Annotated in this window: 21 protein-coding genes; all 21 read right to left on the bottom strand. The window is 40.8% G+C overall.

Annotated features, from left to right (window positions below; all coding sequences use genetic code 11):
* Nucleotides 1–142: 142 nt before the first annotated feature.
* The gene (locus I6N95_RS27465) at nucleotides 143–277 is read right to left on the bottom strand and encodes a hypothetical protein (protein WP_283808980.1); all 135 of its coding nucleotides are present in this window, start codon (nucleotides 275–277) and stop codon (nucleotides 143–145) included.
* A 114-nt stretch (nucleotides 278–391) separates the two neighbouring features.
* The gene (locus tag I6N95_RS15100; RefSeq protein WP_209529454.1) at nucleotides 392–2,938 is read right to left on the bottom strand and encodes an Ig-like domain-containing protein; all 2,547 of its coding nucleotides are present in this window, start codon (nucleotides 2,936–2,938) and stop codon (nucleotides 392–394) included.
* A 194-nt stretch (nucleotides 2,939–3,132) separates the two neighbouring features.
* Nucleotides 3,133–3,363, bottom strand: a complete 231-nt coding sequence (locus tag I6N95_RS15095) for a hypothetical protein (RefSeq protein WP_209529452.1) — start codon at nucleotides 3,361–3,363, stop codon at nucleotides 3,133–3,135.
* A gap of 14 nt (nucleotides 3,364–3,377) precedes the next feature.
* On the bottom strand, nucleotides 3,378–5,036 hold the full coding sequence (locus tag I6N95_RS15090; protein WP_209529450.1) for a LysM peptidoglycan-binding domain-containing protein: 1,659 nt from the start codon (nucleotides 5,034–5,036) through the stop codon (nucleotides 3,378–3,380).
* A 50-nt stretch (nucleotides 5,037–5,086) separates the two neighbouring features.
* Complete coding sequence (locus tag I6N95_RS15085) at nucleotides 5,087–5,401, bottom strand: recombinase family protein (protein ID WP_209529448.1); 315 nt, start codon at nucleotides 5,399–5,401, stop codon at nucleotides 5,087–5,089.
* Nucleotides 5,402–5,416: 15 nt separating this feature from the next.
* Nucleotides 5,417–5,605 carry a hypothetical protein gene (locus I6N95_RS15080; protein ID WP_209529446.1) on the bottom strand — a complete coding sequence of 63 codons (189 nt, stop codon included), beginning with the start codon at nucleotides 5,603–5,605 and terminating at the stop codon, nucleotides 5,417–5,419.
* A gap of 19 nt (nucleotides 5,606–5,624) precedes the next feature.
* Entirely contained in the window at nucleotides 5,625–5,978 is a 354-nt protein-coding gene (locus I6N95_RS15075; RefSeq protein WP_209529444.1) for a hypothetical protein, read from the bottom strand.
* A 48-nt stretch (nucleotides 5,979–6,026) separates the two neighbouring features.
* Entirely contained in the window at nucleotides 6,027–6,257 is a 231-nt protein-coding gene (locus I6N95_RS15070; protein WP_209529442.1) for a hypothetical protein, read from the bottom strand.
* Nucleotides 6,258–6,268: 11 nt separating this feature from the next.
* On the bottom strand, nucleotides 6,269–6,790 hold the full coding sequence (locus I6N95_RS15065; protein ID WP_209529440.1) for a recombinase family protein: 522 nt from the start codon (nucleotides 6,788–6,790) through the stop codon (nucleotides 6,269–6,271).
* Nucleotides 6,787–7,287 (bottom strand): hypothetical protein, encoded by a 501-nt coding sequence (locus I6N95_RS15060; RefSeq protein WP_209529438.1) that lies wholly within the window; start codon nucleotides 7,285–7,287, stop codon nucleotides 6,787–6,789. The genes I6N95_RS15065 and I6N95_RS15060 overlap by 4 nt, the downstream gene beginning before the upstream one ends.
* Nucleotides 7,277–7,486 carry an alpha-crystallin domain-containing protein gene (locus I6N95_RS15055; RefSeq protein WP_209529436.1) on the bottom strand — a complete coding sequence of 70 codons (210 nt, stop codon included), beginning with the start codon at nucleotides 7,484–7,486 and terminating at the stop codon, nucleotides 7,277–7,279. The genes I6N95_RS15060 and I6N95_RS15055 overlap by 11 nt, the downstream gene beginning before the upstream one ends.
* Entirely contained in the window at nucleotides 7,480–8,058 is a 579-nt protein-coding gene (locus tag I6N95_RS15050) for a recombinase family protein (protein WP_209529434.1), read from the bottom strand. Before I6N95_RS15050 ends, I6N95_RS15055 begins: the two co-directional genes overlap by 7 nt.
* A gap of 17 nt (nucleotides 8,059–8,075) precedes the next feature.
* Entirely contained in the window at nucleotides 8,076–8,390 is a 315-nt protein-coding gene (locus I6N95_RS15045) for a hypothetical protein (RefSeq protein ID WP_209529431.1), read from the bottom strand.
* A gap of 99 nt (nucleotides 8,391–8,489) precedes the next feature.
* Complete coding sequence (locus I6N95_RS15040; protein WP_209529430.1) at nucleotides 8,490–9,212, bottom strand: hypothetical protein; 723 nt, start codon at nucleotides 9,210–9,212, stop codon at nucleotides 8,490–8,492.
* Nucleotides 9,209–9,610 (bottom strand): hypothetical protein, encoded by a 402-nt coding sequence (locus tag I6N95_RS15035; protein WP_209529428.1) that lies wholly within the window; start codon nucleotides 9,608–9,610, stop codon nucleotides 9,209–9,211. The genes I6N95_RS15040 and I6N95_RS15035 overlap by 4 nt, the downstream gene beginning before the upstream one ends.
* Before the next feature lie 174 nt (nucleotides 9,611–9,784).
* The gene (locus I6N95_RS15030; RefSeq protein WP_209529426.1) at nucleotides 9,785–11,950 is read right to left on the bottom strand and encodes a SpaA isopeptide-forming pilin-related protein; all 2,166 of its coding nucleotides are present in this window, start codon (nucleotides 11,948–11,950) and stop codon (nucleotides 9,785–9,787) included.
* A gap of 53 nt (nucleotides 11,951–12,003) precedes the next feature.
* Entirely contained in the window at nucleotides 12,004–12,660 is a 657-nt protein-coding gene (locus tag I6N95_RS15025; RefSeq protein ID WP_209529424.1) for a hypothetical protein, read from the bottom strand.
* 14 nt (nucleotides 12,661–12,674) lie between these two features.
* Nucleotides 12,675–13,565 carry a BsaA family SipW-dependent biofilm matrix protein gene (locus I6N95_RS15020; RefSeq protein ID WP_209529422.1) on the bottom strand — a complete coding sequence of 297 codons (891 nt, stop codon included), beginning with the start codon at nucleotides 13,563–13,565 and terminating at the stop codon, nucleotides 12,675–12,677.
* 95 nt (nucleotides 13,566–13,660) lie between these two features.
* Nucleotides 13,661–14,332, bottom strand: coding sequence for an LPXTG cell wall anchor domain-containing protein (locus tag I6N95_RS15015; protein ID WP_209529420.1), 672 nt, complete (start codon nucleotides 14,330–14,332; stop codon nucleotides 13,661–13,663).
* Nucleotides 14,333–14,364: 32 nt separating this feature from the next.
* Entirely contained in the window at nucleotides 14,365–15,576 is a 1,212-nt protein-coding gene (locus I6N95_RS15010; RefSeq protein WP_209529419.1) for a hypothetical protein, read from the bottom strand.
* Nucleotides 15,577–15,659: 83 nt separating this feature from the next.
* Nucleotides 15,660–16,508 carry a signal peptidase I gene (locus I6N95_RS15005; RefSeq protein ID WP_209529417.1) on the bottom strand — a complete coding sequence of 283 codons (849 nt, stop codon included), beginning with the start codon at nucleotides 16,506–16,508 and terminating at the stop codon, nucleotides 15,660–15,662.
* Nucleotides 16,509–16,600: the final 92 nt, after the last annotated feature.

Below are 16,600 nucleotides of genomic sequence, written 5' to 3'. Positions count from 1 at the left end.
ATTTTTGTTTTGACTTGAAGAGATTCTGTTGCAAAGTTTGAAGTAGTTGCCTGATCCACGTGCCAATTCAGTGAGTTTCTTTCTCCGATACTCCCTGTCAACTCGCCATTTCCTGACCGTCAGTTTAGGAGCTTTTCTTCATTTATGATGCCCCAGATAATAACTTTTGGTACAAAATTAAAGAAAGAGATTGGACAATTGTCACAATCTCTTCTCCTTTATCCCGCTCTTTTTCTCCACAAATCGATTCTGCCAATAGGTTTATTTCGCTTGTCATCACTGTCACTTATCGCTATTAATCAAGGCAGGACTTTTTTGTTTCCTTACCTAATCGAACTGTCTATTCACAACAATTACTATTACTTAGGTTGCATCAAGTTAATCTACAAAACTATTTCTCTGATAGAACACTAATCTCTAAAGAATCAAGGGTCAATTGTCCCAGACTAGCTGTTAGTGTTGTTGTGCCTTGTTTAGTTCCAATAATCTTTCCGGGTTCTAAAACTGTTTGATAGGTATCACGTTTCTTCCATGTGATAGGAGCATTAACGATTATCTCGCCTAATGAGGTCTTAAAATTTAGTTCTTTCGATTCCCCTAGTTTCAAAAATGAACTCTCTAGATTTATTTTGCCGGCGTTAAAATCTGAAATGATCACTTTCTTGGCGTAGGATTCTCCTCCTCGGATGGTAATATAATAGGTTTTTCCTTTCTCTAACGCCACTTCACTTACACTCGATATCAAAATCGAGCGATCTTCGTTGTAGACATTCATCAACGGTACTTTTATTCCTTGGTCCGCTAAACTATAATACTTTCCTGTCTTCTCAGGTGTGAATTTATAATAATGGAGATAGGATTGATCACTGTAATCCACCCAATTATTTACGGTCAGTTCATGAGCTAAGTCAAAGTCTGCTGGTTCGTTTTCTCCGTGAACCAAAATTTGCCTACTATCTAATTCCAGTTGACCTAATTTAGCAGTAATAGTGGTCGTTCCGCGTTTAGTACCTGTTATTTTTCCAGGTTCCAAAGTGGTTTGATAGGTGTCTCGCTTGGTCCATGTGATAGGAGCGTTAATGATTATCTCGCCTAATGAGGTCTTAAAATTTAGTTCTTTCGATTCCCCTAGTTTCAAAAATGAACTCTCTAAATTTATTTTGCCAGCGTTAAAATCTGAAACAATCACTTTCTTGGCGTAGGATTCCCCTCCTCGGATAGTGATATAATAGGTTTTTCCTTTCTCTAGCATCACTTCACTCACACTCGATATCAAAATCGACCGATCTTCGTTATAGACATTCATCAACGGTACTTTTATTCCTTGGTCCGCTAAACTATAATACTTTCCTGTCTTCTCAGGTGTGAATTTATAATAATGGAGATAGGATTGATCACTGTAATCCACCCAATTATTTACGGTCAGTTCATGAGCTAAGTCAAAGTCTGCTGGTTCGTTTTCTCCGTGAACCAAAATTTGCCTACTATCTAATTCCAGTTGACCTAATTTAGCAGTAATAGTGGTCGTTCCGCGTTTAGTACCTGTTATTTTTCCAGGTTCCAAAGCGGTTTGATAGGTGTCTCGCTTGGTCCAAGTGATAGGAGCGTTAACGATCACCTCACCTAATGAGGTCTTAAAATTTAGTTCTTTCGATTCTCCTAGTTTCAAAAATGAACTCTCTAGATTTATTTTGCCGGCGTTAAAATCTGAAATGATCACTTTCTTGGCGTAGGATTCTCCTCCTCGGATGGTAATATAATAGGTTTTTCCTTTCTCTAACGCCACTTCACTTACACTCGATATCAAAATCGAGCGATCTTCGTTGTAGACATTCATCAACGGTACTTTTATTCCTTGATCCGCTAAACTATAATACTTTCCTGTCTTCTCAGGTGTGAATTTATAATAATGGAGATAGGATTGATCACTGTAATCCACCCAATTATTTACGGTCATATTTTGCGAATTTTGAAAAGAATTATTGTTTACTTTTCTTATTTCTAATGACATTTGATCCTTCGCTCTTGATGACACATGCTCGGCGGTTATCACAACACTTCCTTCTGCTACACCATACATCACTCCATTTTTATCAACCTTAGCAATTTTTTCGTCGCTGCTCGCCCATACTATGTCTTTAAATGTCGCATTATTTGGTGTGATAATAGCTTGAAGTTGAGTGGAACCATTTAAAGGTATAGTGGTTCTATCGCTATTAATTGTTAAAGAAGCTCCTTCTACATAATTTTTAGGTTTAGCTAATAGTGCAGTTGAAATAACTCTTACAACTCGTATTGGCCCCATACTAGATTGATAATCACATTCAACCCCATCAACAGATATTGCCAGCTCCTTTAAAGTAGGATCCATATATATCGTGTGATGACCAGTCGAATTTTTCCAAGAATTAAATATGGCGGAAGCCCATGCTTCTGTACTTCCAATATCACTAGACATCATCGCATGCCTAAGCTCACCAGCTAAAGCAAACTGATAGTTTATTTCATTGAAAACTGTCTGCCATGATGATCCATCTGGTCTCATGTGTCCCGGTAAATAATTACCTGTTTCAACTATATATTTTAGCTCTTCTGCACTGCGAATAGTTGCTGCTTTATCTAATTCTTCATTTACAAATAACGGTGCCAAATTTTTTTCTTGTCTTTCTTTATTTATACTAAGTATAATTAGATTCTCTATTTTTGAAAAATCTACTATTTTTCCTAATAGTTCTTTTTCTTCATTTGTTTTTAATATCATATCTGTCGAATCACCATTCACTGAATTCTTACGAGTTTCAGAAAATACTTCTTCCGATGAAATCGTATTTGCACTATTAATTTCTATGACTTCATCAGAAGCTTCAACTTTAGCAAAGCACATAAAAAACACCATACATATTCCTAAAATACACAAACCCCTAACATTTTTGTTCATTATTCTTCCTCCTCGCTTTTATTTCTTTTACATTTACTATGCACTTCAAAGTGTTTCTATTCATATGAACTCATTTTATTTAACTGTTATAAATTGAACTAGCCCCTCCAAAACAGTTAGTGTTTCTTTCAAAATCACGTTGAACTAATCAACATTTCCATCTCAAGAAACGATTAGTGACTATGAAAAAAATATTATCCTTTACTAATTGTCCGCTTTCCTTTTCCCCCTTGAGAAAAATGGCCATTCTCCAATAAACGTATCCGTTCATTTGCCTGTATCGTTAATTGTTGTTGAGCCAGAATTTGTTGCTGAGCCCGCTCCAATTGATGGTTTTTTTCATCCAACTCTCTTGCTAACACCGCCATGACTTCGGCCATGGTGGCTTTTAGGTCTGTTGCGACTGCTTCAATCTCTGTTGACATATTTGCCTCCTTTTCTAAGGCAAGTGTAAGACTTGCCCTAGAGATAATTGTTCGGTTTGTAAATGATTGGCTTGCTGAATGGCCATGACATCAACTCCGTATTTTCGTGCAATGCTGTAAAGAGTATCTCCTGCTGCTACCACGTGTTCAGCTGAAGGTAAAACTGGTTCGACTTCTTTTGAAGGAACGGGAGCTGGCTCAGGTTCTGGCGCTTTTGCTGTTGCGGGCAAGGACAGTTGGCTGCCTGCGTAAATCGTCAACTCTGTTAACTGATTGGCCGCTTGTAAGTCCGCCAGACTGATTTGGTAGGTTTCTGCGATTGTGGCCAAGCTCTCGCCATCTTTAACGGTATGGTTAAAGTCGGCTAAGGCAATTGTTGGTTCCTCTTGAGCCGTCTCAATGGGCGGAACGGTGACTAGTACTTGATTAGGCTGAATCTGATAGTCCGTTAACTGGTTCCATTTTTGTAGGTCAGCTAGACTAATTCCCAGTGCTTGAGCGATGTCTGACAAGCTCTCGCCGGCTTTCACTCGGTAGGTTCCCGGAAGCTCTTCAGCTAAGCTGACTGGCAAGGTCTCTGAGGTGGCACTGACTGTTGAGTCAAGGCTATTAATGCTTGAGACTGGCCCTGTTTGAGGTAAAATCGGCTGAGTCGTGGCTTTTAAGCGAGGGTAAAGAACAAAAAAAGCCAGTCCCATCAGGCCTCCTAAAAGTCCCAGACTTATTAACCAGTTATAATTGCTTTTGGTTGGCTGTCGCTGGCGGCGGCTCGGCGACTCGGAAACTGGGGTGTCTGCTTGGTCTTCTACTTCGATTGGTTCCTCAAGAACTGGTTCTTGCTCCACTTGGCTGAGGGCCACCACTTTTGATTGCTCTATAGTCTCTGGTGGCTCTTCAATCAGGGTTTCCTCGATTTGTCCTTGATAGCCTTCTTCCCAAAATTCTTGTTGCTCCTTCAGGCTTAAGCGCTTAATTTGAAAATAGTAATCGTAATAGGCCGTCAGCACATCGGTGACGTTGCCGTGTTGTTTTAGTTGACCAAACTCCAACCAGATCAGGCGATCACAGTAGGTTTCAATTCGTTTGACTTGTTCTGTTTCAATCCAGATGCTTGAGCCCAACTCTTTAAGCTTCTCCAAAAACAAAAAGACTTTAATGTAAAAATGCTCCTTGACCTGCAAGAGGGACTCGTCAATGTAGATCACCGTCGGCGCCACATGTAACAACAGACTAATGGCCAGTTGGCTTTTTTCCGACAGTGAGTAATGCTTCATTTTCACGCCAAACTGGCCACCTAATTCTGAAAAGGAGAGGATCTGCTCCATCGTTTCCCCGATTTTTTTCTTGGGAATGCCCCATTTTGTCAATTGTTGGCGGGTATAGCTTTCCCCTGTCCGTTCATCGTAACGGTGATCTGGCAGGACGAGCGCTTTGCCTGTTTCTGAATTTCCTGAGATCAACCCTTCGCTCGGTTTTTTACCTAATAAAATAGCACCTAAGGTGCTTTTTCCTGAGCCTTTGCCGCCAATCACCCCGACGATTTCACCGTAGGATTGACTAAAACTTACCCGATCCAGAGCCAACAACTGTCGTGTTCCTTTGCGTTGTGGGCGTAACTGTTTGACTGTGTAATAGTGGCTGAGCCCGATCACTTTCCATTTTTCCCGTATCACATTTGTTCCTCCTCGTTAACGCCTGTCTCTTCCCTCCCCATTTTTCTTCCCTAAAAAAGACCAGCTGTTCGTTTGTAATAATTCAAATGGAGCTGTGTGCTCCAACTAATTAACCGCACTTGTTTGCTTTTTAGTACGTTCATGATGTGAATGGTATCCGCTGCTGTTTTGCCAAACACCTGTAAACTGGCAATGACGACCGTGTCACCTGGTGCCACTTGATGAATCAATTGCCTTAATTCCCGTCGTTCACGGCTTCTGGCTTTTTCGATAAAAATCGCAACACAGTGGTAGTCTTTGACAATTTTTAATTGATCATTTGTCGGCAAGGGATACTGACAGTTAACATAGCCGTAAGTTGCCATGGTTCCCCCTCCTTCTTAGTTGTGGTCCTGATTCTGATAAAGTGCGTCACTTAATTGCGTCAGAAAACTCCGCGAGTTGTGGATTAACAACTGGCAGGCTTCTATTGGTTCTTCTTTTGATCGTCTTTCTGCCTCTAAAAGGTCTTCTTTAAAGCAATCAATTAGGGCCAATAATCGTGGACTAGCGCCTTGTCTGTGGGTCATGTGACTCTCCTTTAGACGGTTAATCAAGTACTAAACCGTCGGTGTAATAAACGACCTGTTCAGGAAGGGGCTTCGCTTTGCCCTTCAAGGGTCGTTTGCGTTTTAAACTGGTTCTAAGTAGCCGGGACAGATGGGCATAATGTTTAATGTCCCCATAATCACAGGCTGGTAAATAGTAATAGCTGGTGCCTAAGATTTTTTTGGCCCTTCTAAACAATCGTCGGTAATGACTGGTGTCAAAGCTTGCCAACTCGGATTGATAGGGGCATTGCCGGCTGTGGCGAGGAAAGGTCCGTTGATAGTTATACCAATAATACTCGAGATAACGAACAGAACTGCGCAATCGTCTAAGATCACTTTGTGTTACTAGCATCATCGCCTCCCCTTTCCTTGCTTTTTGGTTAGCTCCTCCAACCTTTGGCTACTTTAGCACTCGCAACTGAGTCGTTCTTTCTCGTTCTTTGGCTCGGTAACTTTCCAACTCCTGTTCCACTTGATACAAGCGGGCTTTATCCGCTAAATGGGCTTGTTTTTGTTCAAACAAGACTTGTTCCAACTGATAGATCTGGGCGGTCTTATGACTGATTTCCTTTTTTAACACGCCTACTAGCTGGCTAACACTTTCTTTGATTTCCTCTGCAATTTGCGACAATGAGCTTCCTCCTAATGAGTGGTTTTAACGTATTTGTGAACGGTGCCTAAAGAGACCCCGCTGATTTCTGATATTTCTCGTAAGGTTCGTTTTTTATCGTAAAACAAGTGGTGAATCTCTTCAATTTTACTGGCATCAATCTTAGGACGTCCGCCTTTTCTGCCGGCTTGTTTGGCTAGTTCTAGCCCTACATGGGTTCGATGACTGACGATTAGTTTTTCTTGTCGCGCCAGTTGGTACAACCAGGTTAAATACCCGCGATCAGAGTTGGTTTCTTTTTCAATAAATTGCAGGTTAATGTCATGGTTAATGATGTATTCGTAGATGGGAATGTATTGATTGATCTGCAAGCCAATGCTTTCAATATTGACCACGACAATGTGATGCTGTTTATGTTGTTTCAAACAGCTTAAAAAGCTATCGACTGGAGTGGTTACTTCTGTTAAGGCGACGAGTTCGTCACAGCGTCCTTCCTCTGTTAGTCGGTCCCGTTCAACCTCGTGGTGACCTAAAATGGTATAGCCGATTCTCATGGTTGGACTCCTCTCTTGTGTCTGGTTTGTGACACCGTTTGTTGCTCAACTTGTTGCTGCAATTGTTGGCATTGGGTTTCGTATGTTTGAGTGACAGCTCGCAATCTGGCTTGGGGGCTTGGTTTGGTTTTAGCCGCCCTTTCGGCAGGTTTGCTTGGCTGTGGATTGGTTTGTTGATTGGTTGGTTGCTTCTGGGTGAAAGGTCTCTCCACTGGGGGACTCTTTTCTACAGGTAAGTTGTCCACTACGGTCAGGGCTTGACTGACAATGCGTTTGGCTTCTTGTTTAGCCCCCATCAGGTATTTGCCAATCCACTGATTGAGTGTCTCACCAGAGCCTATCACCTCTTCTACTAATAGAGCTTCCGTAACCAATTCCTGAATCAGGATCAATTTGTCGGTTGCTTGAAACACGGGATCCGTTAAGATTGTCTCCATCTTTGAGACTAAGAACAAAACGTAAGTCGTCATTTCTTTTCTGGTGGAGTCAACAGCCATCGCAGGTCACATCGCCAAAGGGAATCACAAAATGACGGTTGTATTCCCGACTTTTGGGTTCATCTTGTTGGCTACATCGCTGGCTTTCCACAATCACCGTTCGATCCATAACTTTGACTACCTGACCGGTAAAGGCTTGTGACAGAACAGGGGAGACACACCGGTAGTGGCCGCCTAATTGAATCTCTTCTTTTAACACGAGGACGCCACCTCCAGTTGCGTCTCGGTTGCTTGTCGAAGTCCTTCGGTCACGTATTTATGGACACTACCTAAAGACACGTCGCATACCTCGGAGATTTGTCGTAAGGAGTACTTTTGATGGGCCAGTGTTTGAATCTTTTCAATGGTTTCTTGGGAAATGGCCGGTCGACCAATGACGCCTCCTTTGGCACGCACCCGTTCCATGGCTTGCTTGCTGATTTTCTTTTGACAGGCTTGTTCGGTTTGAGCCACTACGCCATACATTTGATAGACATAAGGGGAGTGTCTGGTGTCCAACTCTTCCCCAAGACTGATTAAACGAACTGACAGCTCCCATAAATGAGCCATGATCTCTCCTAAGGTCTTTAGCTTTTTGCCAAAAACGGCCAGTGAAGGGATGACCAAGGTGTCTTGTGGGCCCAAGGTTGCCAGCAATCGGTTAAGCTCCTTGTCCTCTGTTAGTTCTTCGGTGTCAATATAGACATCGGTACAGTCATAGGTGGCTAAGAGAGCCAATTGTTCCACCGTTCGTGTGGGAAATTCTTTTCTAATATAGCCGTAAATTGCCATCTGTCTTTCTCCTTTCCTTAGCGCGTAACCAATTTAAACTGATCCGCGGTTGCTGTAAATAAATGACTGCCATCAGGTTGAGGGCTAAAATGGCCTAAAAAATTAGTGAAGGTGATTTCTTTGATCTCCGGAGTGTTAAAGGCGGCACACGCAATTTTATCGATTACCTCGACTGTGATTTTGGTATACTCCCGCCCGGTCAAGGCGACGGTTAAAAGGGTCCCGGCAGGCCCTTCAGTTGGGTGTTGAACAGGCTCGGCCTTAACTAAGACAAAGCTTCCGCCATTTAGTAAGGCGGCTTCTGATAACATAATGGATTCAATGGTTAGCATGTTTGGCCTTCTTTCTTATTAGTTACTTCATCTTTGATGCTGTCAGAGAATGAAAATCGTCCTGTGTCTGAGCTTGTAACTGTTAGTTGTCTCATGGTTTCATTTATCTGCCAAGGTATCAGAATAAGTAAAGTAGACGATTAATAGGGTCATGACACCACAGATCAGAATTTGTAAAAACAGATTAGAGGAATAGGTTTGAACCAATTTCAAACTGATCACAGTCAATAAAAAAGTCCCGACCAGCAACAAAGTTTGTTTTAATTTAACGTACTCTTTGCGAATTCGCACCACCGTTGAAAGTGGGGCCGTGCTTTCTTTCGTAATTTGCCGCAAGGACCGTTTGGCCATGACTTGTCGAAAAATATCCCAATAAGCCCGTCTAAAATAAGGATCACGGGATAGTGCGCTGTACTGGGCTTTTTCATGACTTCGTTCTTTACTGAATTTGGTCACTCGGATGGAGCTTTGTGATTGGAGCTCCTGCTGATGAACCCACTGAAATAATTGAGCCCAATCTGATAGATGCAGTTGCGGGTAATCCACAATCTCCAATTCAATTCTTAATCGCTTCAATTCAGCGATCAGTTCCAACCAGACTTGATAACGCTGACTAACTTGGTCTAAATTCATAATGACTAAGGTGTCCCCTGGCACGGTATGATCCAAGGCCTTTAACAGGTCGGTTTTCGATTGCCAGTCTTTTTTACGGTTCTGGTAGCGTTCAAGAAAGACTTTATCACAGGAGGCTTCTTTTAAAACGCCTTGTTCATGCCTCCCTGAATCGTTACGCTGGGTGATTTGTCCGTACCCTACTCTCATGGGTGACTGCCCTCCTGACTGCCTTCGCTAGTCAGCGCCGGCTCCTGTAGAGAACCGTATGGCGGATGATCAAGCACATCTTGTAATTCCAGACAAATAGCGGCCAGTTCCTTTAATTCTTGGTAGACTCTTTTGGGAACTCTCATTCGTTTTAATAAGCGGACACGAGAGGCTTGAGAGAATAATCGCTCTTCTTCTTCGTCGCCGATAATCAGGCGCAGGCGGCTTTGGTATTTAAAGACAAACCAGCCATCTGGCAGTTCACGCTGATACCGTTGCCAGACCCAAGGAAGTTCCACAACCAGTTGTTTTAACTGATCGTATTCTTCTATGGGAATGAGCTGGTTTTTCCTGAGACTGCCCTTCATCTGCGGTTCCTTTCTATTAGTTAGTTCCATCGCTTGACTCCTTTATGAGTTAAATTTTGGTGTTTTTGAACGGTTTTTAATAAAAATACGGTAAGTGATTAAACATTTTCTTCATTCAACTGTGATAAAAAAGAAGATAGGCTTACAGATGAACGATTCCTATCTTCTCCTTTAATCCCAGTACTAAAATTTCAATTGATACTATTAATCAATTGAAATTGAACCAAACTCGTTGGTTAGATGGCTCAAACTATATGGTCTTGGGCTTTCTTCTGCTTTAGATTCAGCATCCTTCCCGTATTTCGGTTGGATATAAACTGTTACCCAATACTCCTCTTTCAACGAATAATCTAATCGTGGATAACTATTTGCGACAAACGAGGGACTACCAGAAACATGGTCCAAGCTTAAAGTTGATTTGTCATCACTCACCGTGTATCCTAGGTATTCATAATACTCAGGAACGGTGTGGGATACATCAATATATTTAATGCCTTTATGCACTTTTAGCACAAAAACGCGAGTTGTAAATAATTTTTGATCGATGACGGGTCCATTATCTATTGAAGAGTTAGCAACCGTATTGAACTTATTTCCAATTAAACCGCCATCACCTAGATTAGCTAATTCAAAGTACGCTGACTTAGGGATAACCAACTCACTTCCGTCGTTGTTAAGAACAGCTTGTCGTAAATGAATTTTAAATCGTGTAAAATAATTGACAATTTCTATTTTCGAATATTCTTCTTTACTTGTTGAAACAATATCAAACAATTTTGGCGTCGTATCAATTTGATATCCCTTAGGAACACTTACTTCGGTGATTGTGTATTTCCCTGGATACAAATCAAGAATTTCAATTTTACCGTCAACATCTGTCTTGTTATTAGGAGCAGGTAAATGTTCTTTTCCAGATGAATCTTTGACACTAAACTCAACATCAGCAAGATTTTCACCATCTTCAGTTACTTTCGTTAACTCCAAATTGCCATAAGGGATTTTATTTGAGACTTCATTTGTCTCTTGAATAAGGGTTTCAATATTACTTGACCCTTTATTTTTTATAATGGTCTTGACAGGAACATCGCCTTTCACTTTAACTTTAATCCGCAGTATATAACGCTCTCCTGTATACTTGGCAACTGTATTTAAGAAATAACTGTTAGCTGTATAAGTAACCTTGTGTGTCCCTGGGGCATACTGAATGGTTCCAACACCGGTTAACTTAACACCTGCTTCAGTGTAGAGGTCAGCGGATACATAATCAACTTCCGCTGGGAGGCTATCCATAATAGAAAAGCTTGCCCATGGGGTTAGAATATTCGACGGGATGATCGCAGTTCTCTGCTTGATTTCATAATAGAGGGTTTGATTTCTCAGAACTTCCGCCCCATCAATATCCACTAACTGCTCATTCTTTACAGACTTTTTAGGTGGGCCAGGATTTCCTCTAAATAGATTCATACTTTCAGTAGCAAACCAGGCTGTACTATATTGAGTCGCCGGCAATATCACAAAAATATGCGACTCACCACCTAAATCAATAGCCACGGAGTTTCGATGAAATGTTATATCCTTTGAACCATCAACGAAATTATCGCTAAATCCTTGGTAAGCTTCACCAGTATAATAACCTGGCGCAGGACTTCCAGTTAACCCAACATTGGATGCGCCGGCTTTGACAGAATCAATAATATAGGCCTTTCCATCGGCTGGCATAGTGAGCGGCGCAACAGTTTCTGCATTTCCCCATTTGCCTTCCGTATAACCATTTAGACTAGTAAATGTCAAAACAGCATTTCTATTCGTAATATCGACTTTTTGTCCTGCTTTTGGACCGGTCTCCCAATAGAACTCATATTTTAATTTCATGGATGCCATGCCACCAAAGGCATAACCATTAGTCACTTTTTCCCCAAGTTGTAAGTACCATAAAGTCCTTCCACCAATATTTTTAATCTTGAAATCATAAAAAGTGAGAACCGTTGTTATCACTTCTGGATCATCATCTAAACTCTCCTTGTATTGACCGCTTTTTTTATAAGTTGCTTTTACCCAATCTGTCGACTTAATGTTAGTTAAGCCATTAACTTCAAAACTAGTATAATTTACTCCTAATGTAGCCGCACTTCCATTACTATATTTCACTATATTAATTGGCGCAGTAAAACTTTGTTGAAATGTGCCTACTGTGCCAGGGCTAGGATAAAAATATAAATCGTTAGAATCTTTGATTGTCACATTATTATACGGATCAACTTTAGTAGGATATGGTAATGCTGCTTTTGCTACACTTGGAAAAAAATACAGTGAGCCTATGGCAATTAACAGACTAACAATATTGATAATTATCAGTTTCCATTTACTCATCGTATCACTTCCTTTCAACTTCATTTTATTATCATTTTGCAATCTATTACTCATTAGTTAGTCACATACACTTTCAAGCTATCATCAATCGTTTTTAAAACGCCTGTCGACCACTTGATTGCATCCCCATTCCACCAGGCATCTTGATAGGCCCATTTCGTCACGTTAATGCTTTCCACTTTGACATCTATTGTTAACTTAGCCCCATCATAAGCAGACTCATCAACAAGATTACTTAGAGTCACTGATGAAAAGAGTTGCGCGCTTTCTTTTCCTGTATCAACTGGCTTTAAATAGTAATAATAGCCATCCTCACCATCAACCCAATCAGTCGTATTCAAATCCAATTGGACCTCAGTTCCGATAGTAGCAGGTAATAATAACTGATTACCAGTGACATCTTTTTTAGACAATATTTGCGGTACAACGAGTACCCGTATAAAAATTGGAGCTTCTCCCGTGTTCTTCACTGTCACTTTTTTTGTGTAGGCCTGATCTACTTCTGTTTTAGTGGGCGAGGTAAACTCTTCAACAAGTGTTGCTTTGACATCACCGACTGAGAAATCATTTGGTTTACTTTCTGTATTTCGATTGAGTGCCCAGGTACTTCCAAGCAATCCATTGACTATGACCAGTAATGAAAGGAACACAAGGGATCCCAACAGGTAGCGAGTTAGTTTGCGCCTTTTCTTTTTCTTTTGCGTTGCCATCTGTTCCTTCCCTCCTAATTCGACGTAACTTTATTTTTTAACATGATAAAAATAGGATCCGTTGGTCCATCGTGATTCCATTCACTTAGGCTGGTTGTAATAGCCAGATCGCCATCCATTCTTATAGATAGTTTATACAACGATTCTTTTAAACGATTGGGGGTTGAAGTCGAAAGACTGGCACTCTTCAAAAAGTGCGTCGTCACTTCCCCTGGCTCTAATCGTTCGGAATAATAAAAATACCCGTCATTACCGTACCGCCAATATTGGCTTGTTAGCGTTGGAGTATAGTCAATGACTTCACCGAAATTAAGCGTGAGATACCTTAAATCACTCGCCGCTCTTGCCGCTTTATCTTTCTCATAAATCAAGCCATTTCCTGTGATTGAGATAGCTGCTGGAACTGTGCTTAGTCCTTTCAAGCGGTCTGATGTCTGAGATTTTTCATAATACTCTCCTTTTTGCCAAGTTGTCACATCTGCTTGGTCGATCTTTGGCGTCGGGGTGGTTGTGTCGTACACTTTAGCATTACCAGTTCCCTCTGCTCCTCCTTGCCCCTCAATGTCCATCTCAAAATTGAGTAGAAACTCCTCTGCTTTTAGTCTTACAAATGCAGGATATTGACCTTCATTGGCAACGTAAACTTCCTTTACAGTTTGTCTCCCTGGTTCCCACTTATCATTAGGCACAAAGTTTTCACGCAAGACCACACTAAAATCAGCCGAACCAAATTGATTTTCACGTTCACTACTATAGGTTTCCCAGGCATAAGTTGCTCTAACAATCAGCAATCCTGATAAAATGATTGAGAAAAATAAAAATAGACCATTTGTATGTTTCACAATAAACCCTATTAACTGATTAGATGTTCGTTTTTTCTTTTTATTTCGATTCACTTTTTTCACATCCGTTTCTCCTCTCATGACGTTAGTTTCGCTTATCTTAGAAAGTCATCATTTAGTATGATGACTTTCTAAGGGAAACGAATCCCTTTTTGACTCTAGTATTGATGATCACGTCTCTTTTTAACGACTAATAAAATTACCACAATAATAAAAATACCGGTAATAATTTTATAGATAAGTGACCGCCACTCTTCACCTGTCTGTGGCAACAGTCCAGGTTTTTTGATCGGCTTCTTCTTATCTTCTACCTTTTTTGTGGCAATAAACACCCAATTAATGGTAGCTTCACTTTTAGTTTGCCATAAGGACTCATCTAAATCAGAAGCTACTTCAAACTCAACGGTCAATGTTGCATAATCACCATATGCATAGGTTCCTAATGCCAAGCGTTTGTTTTCGTAATTAGGTGAGCCATTTCCAATTAAGTTGCCACGATACACTTCCTTGCCATCTAATGACATCACCACTTGAATGGCTTCTTGAAAGTTAATGACTCCCTTAGTTTGATTGGGTGACATTTCCATTTCCAACACATAAGGACGATCGTTTTTTTCTGTGTTCATCAGTTTTATTTCTTTAGAAAAGGTATCTCCTGGCATCAGCTCTTCTTTCTGAATATAATAAGCGCCTGTGCCGTCCACAGATATCCCTTCTGAATCCCCAATAAGCATCCCAGAAGGGAGATTGTCAGCATGACTGATAGGAACCCCTACTAGTAAAAATCCCAGCAGCATGCTCACAATTAGAGATAATTTTTTGATACTCATCTTTTTTCTCCCCCTAAGATGTTACTTAGTTCCTATAGTAAGGCAATTAACGCATCGTAAATTGTTTTTGATACACCTGTTGATGCAGAAGTTAAACCAAATTCAGACTCGATAGCTGCTTTATTTGGTAAAACTGCTTCTCCTTCAACTAACAATGAGTAATCTAAATACGCATACTCAGTTCCTGCTGTAGCTGCTAAAGCCACATTTGACAACAACATTTCTGTTGATTCTGCAGGATCTAACACTTTAATAAAGTAGAAGAAACCATCTTCAGGGTTATAAATCCATTTAGCAGCAGTTGGTGTTGTCACTAGTGCTGCATCATACTTCAATGAAATATTTGGATCAAGAGCTGATAAAGCAGATGTTGCTGGATGAGAGTCCCCGACAGCACCAAATTGTTTTACAGTTCCTGCCCAGTTATGTTCAGCTGCAGCAGTTAACCCGTCATAGAAGTCATACCCAAACCCGACTAAGTCATAACCACTAACCGTACCAGCATCTTTGTCAAAGCTAATTTTGAAATCATCTTTTGTCTTAGCTGTGGCTGACAGAGCAACGTAGTCTGTTGTGCCAGGGTATTTAACCACGATATTTTTAGAAATATCTCCCATGTTAGAGTTAGCTAAAGCAAATTTACGGAAAGCAATGTACTCTCCTTTAATTTGATACTCTTTTGTTCCATCAGAAGCTGTAATCGTCTGTTTGGTTAATTTAGCCAAAACAGTCACATCTGCTGGCAAAGCGCCACCATCGGCTTTAGCTAGAGTACTAATATCTGCCCAGCCTAAAAAAGGATCTGTATTAGAGGCAGCTTGATTCACATAGTATGTCGCATCTACTACAACTGGAATAGCATTAGCATTGGCTGTTGGTAAATAAGTCGTTGCATTAATCGCAGCCGGTAGAATGTGATCAACGTTCGGATCATTTTTACCAGCATTTTCCAAGAGACGTAAAGACTCTTCGAAAGAGGCACGAGCAATTACTTTGCTTGAACTGGTGTTAACTAACTTCACTTCTTTGACTAAATCTTTTCCTTGTTCAAGATGTGGATCCGGGAAGTTTTCTTCAATCTCGATACTCCCGCCTACTAGCGCATTCCCGAACTTATTCTCTTTCTCCGCTTTGTAAACGTCCCAAGCAAACGTGCCTAGCATTAATGTTAAGAGGGATGCTGAGGCAGCGACAGCCATTAGCTTTTTCCGCTTGTTTTTCTTTTTGTCAGTGACCTTTTTCATTGGTACTAACCTCCTATGTTCTTTATATTTATATCAACTTTTCAACCAATCGTTAAAAAGTAAATACCTACTTTAATGACGAGTTATCGTCGGGCGTAACTAGGGGATGGGGGTCCTTCAAAAGGATCGCCACTAGGTGAATATGAAAAGTAATACCGCAAGCTGATGATTAAGGCAAATAACGCGACCAGGACACCTAAGCTAACAAAAAAATTCTCTCTCAAGTAACCAAGAATCACACCTACCTTGGGAATCGAATAAACAACCTTGCCTACTACTTGATCAACTGAAACAGGAGTATCTTCCCCATTATTCGCATCACCTTTAGTAATAAAATATTGCCCTTCCGCTCTATTAGGGACGTCCTCTTGTATGTCGATGATTCTATGAGTCAGCACTGCATTGGATTTCGGATCCGTCGTTAAAATATTATATGTAATAATATCGTCTACTTTTAATTGCTTCGGATTAATCATTTGGACGATAATAATATCGCCCGCCGAAAAACCGTCTTTATGAGGTGACCCCTTCGGAGAAACCATCGAATTGGTTAAAACCGAATAAAAACGATACCCAAAAAATGCCTTATCAGAATCTTTACTGACAGTAAACAACGCTGCGCCAGCTAAGATACTGACTGTTAATAAATAGAACAATAACGTCATAATTCCCTTTATCACCCGCGTTTTTTGTGGCGGAACGTTTGGCTGACTATCTCTCGGCCGATTCTCTCGTCTTTCGTAGCGAGGTTCCTCATCGTATCGCCTGTTAGTTGAACGAGACTCTTCATCATACCCGCGCCTTGTCGAGTAAGGCTGCCTTCTACTATAACGCGAGTCTTCTTCATACCGTCTGCTAGATGAGCGAGAATTTCTTCTAGATGAAGTCGATCGCCTAGATCGTTGTCTTTTTCTGTTTGGTTCTCTGCTCACGTTGCGCTTCACTCCAATTTTTTTGTTAATTTTGCGGCGTTTAACAATTGATTTTCATAGTAAACTTAGCCACTCGCCCTTATCTATTAAGG

This window comes from Vagococcus allomyrinae (assembly GCF_017829975.1).
GTDB classification, from domain to species: Bacteria; Bacillota; Bacilli; order Lactobacillales; family Vagococcaceae; genus Vagococcus_D; species Vagococcus_D allomyrinae.
Note: the sequence above shows the minus strand (reverse complement) of the source record. Positions and strands in the feature narration are given on the sequence as shown.

Excerpts from the sequence above, each read along its gene's own strand:
- I6N95_RS27465 (WP_283808980.1), bottom strand. The coding sequence starts at position 277 with ATGACAAGCGAAATAAACCTATTGGCAGAATCGATTTGTGGAGAAAAA.
- I6N95_RS15075 (WP_209529444.1), bottom strand. The coding sequence starts at position 5,978 with ATGCTAGTAACACAAAGTGATCTTAGACGATTGCGCAGTTCTGTTCGT.
- I6N95_RS15015 (WP_209529420.1), bottom strand. The coding sequence starts at position 14,332 with ATGAGTATCAAAAAATTATCTCTAATTGTGAGCATGCTGCTGGGATTT.
- I6N95_RS15080 (WP_209529446.1), bottom strand. The coding sequence starts at position 5,605 with ATGACCCACAGACAAGGCGCTAGTCCACGATTATTGGCCCTAATTGAT.
- I6N95_RS15060 (WP_209529438.1), bottom strand. The coding sequence starts at position 7,287 with ATGGCTGTTGACTCCACCAGAAAAGAAATGACGACTTACGTTTTGTTC.
- I6N95_RS15045 (WP_209529431.1), bottom strand. The coding sequence starts at position 8,390 with ATGCTAACCATTGAATCCATTATGTTATCAGAAGCCGCCTTACTAAAT.
- I6N95_RS15085 (WP_209529448.1), bottom strand. The coding sequence starts at position 5,401 with ATGGCAACTTACGGCTATGTTAACTGTCAGTATCCCTTGCCGACAAAT.
- I6N95_RS15010 (WP_209529419.1), bottom strand. The coding sequence starts at position 15,576 with ATGAAAAAGGTCACTGACAAAAAGAAAAACAAGCGGAAAAAGCTAATG.
- I6N95_RS15050 (WP_209529434.1), bottom strand. The coding sequence starts at position 8,058 with ATGGCAATTTACGGCTATATTAGAAAAGAATTTCCCACACGAACGGTG.
- I6N95_RS15095 (WP_209529452.1), bottom strand. The coding sequence starts at position 3,363 with ATGTCAACAGAGATTGAAGCAGTCGCAACAGACCTAAAAGCCACCATG.
- I6N95_RS15025 (WP_209529424.1), bottom strand. The coding sequence starts at position 12,660 with ATGGCAACGCAAAAGAAAAAGAAAAGGCGCAAACTAACTCGCTACCTG.
- I6N95_RS15035 (WP_209529428.1), bottom strand. The coding sequence starts at position 9,610 with ATGGAACTAACTAATAGAAAGGAACCGCAGATGAAGGGCAGTCTCAGG.
- I6N95_RS15065 (WP_209529440.1), bottom strand. The coding sequence starts at position 6,790 with ATGAGAATCGGCTATACCATTTTAGGTCACCACGAGGTTGAACGGGAC.
- I6N95_RS15040 (WP_209529430.1), bottom strand. The coding sequence starts at position 9,212 with ATGAGAGTAGGGTACGGACAAATCACCCAGCGTAACGATTCAGGGAGG.
- I6N95_RS15100 (WP_209529454.1), bottom strand. The coding sequence starts at position 2,938 with ATGAACAAAAATGTTAGGGGTTTGTGTATTTTAGGAATATGTATGGTG.
- I6N95_RS15030 (WP_209529426.1), bottom strand. The coding sequence starts at position 11,950 with ATGAGTAAATGGAAACTGATAATTATCAATATTGTTAGTCTGTTAATT.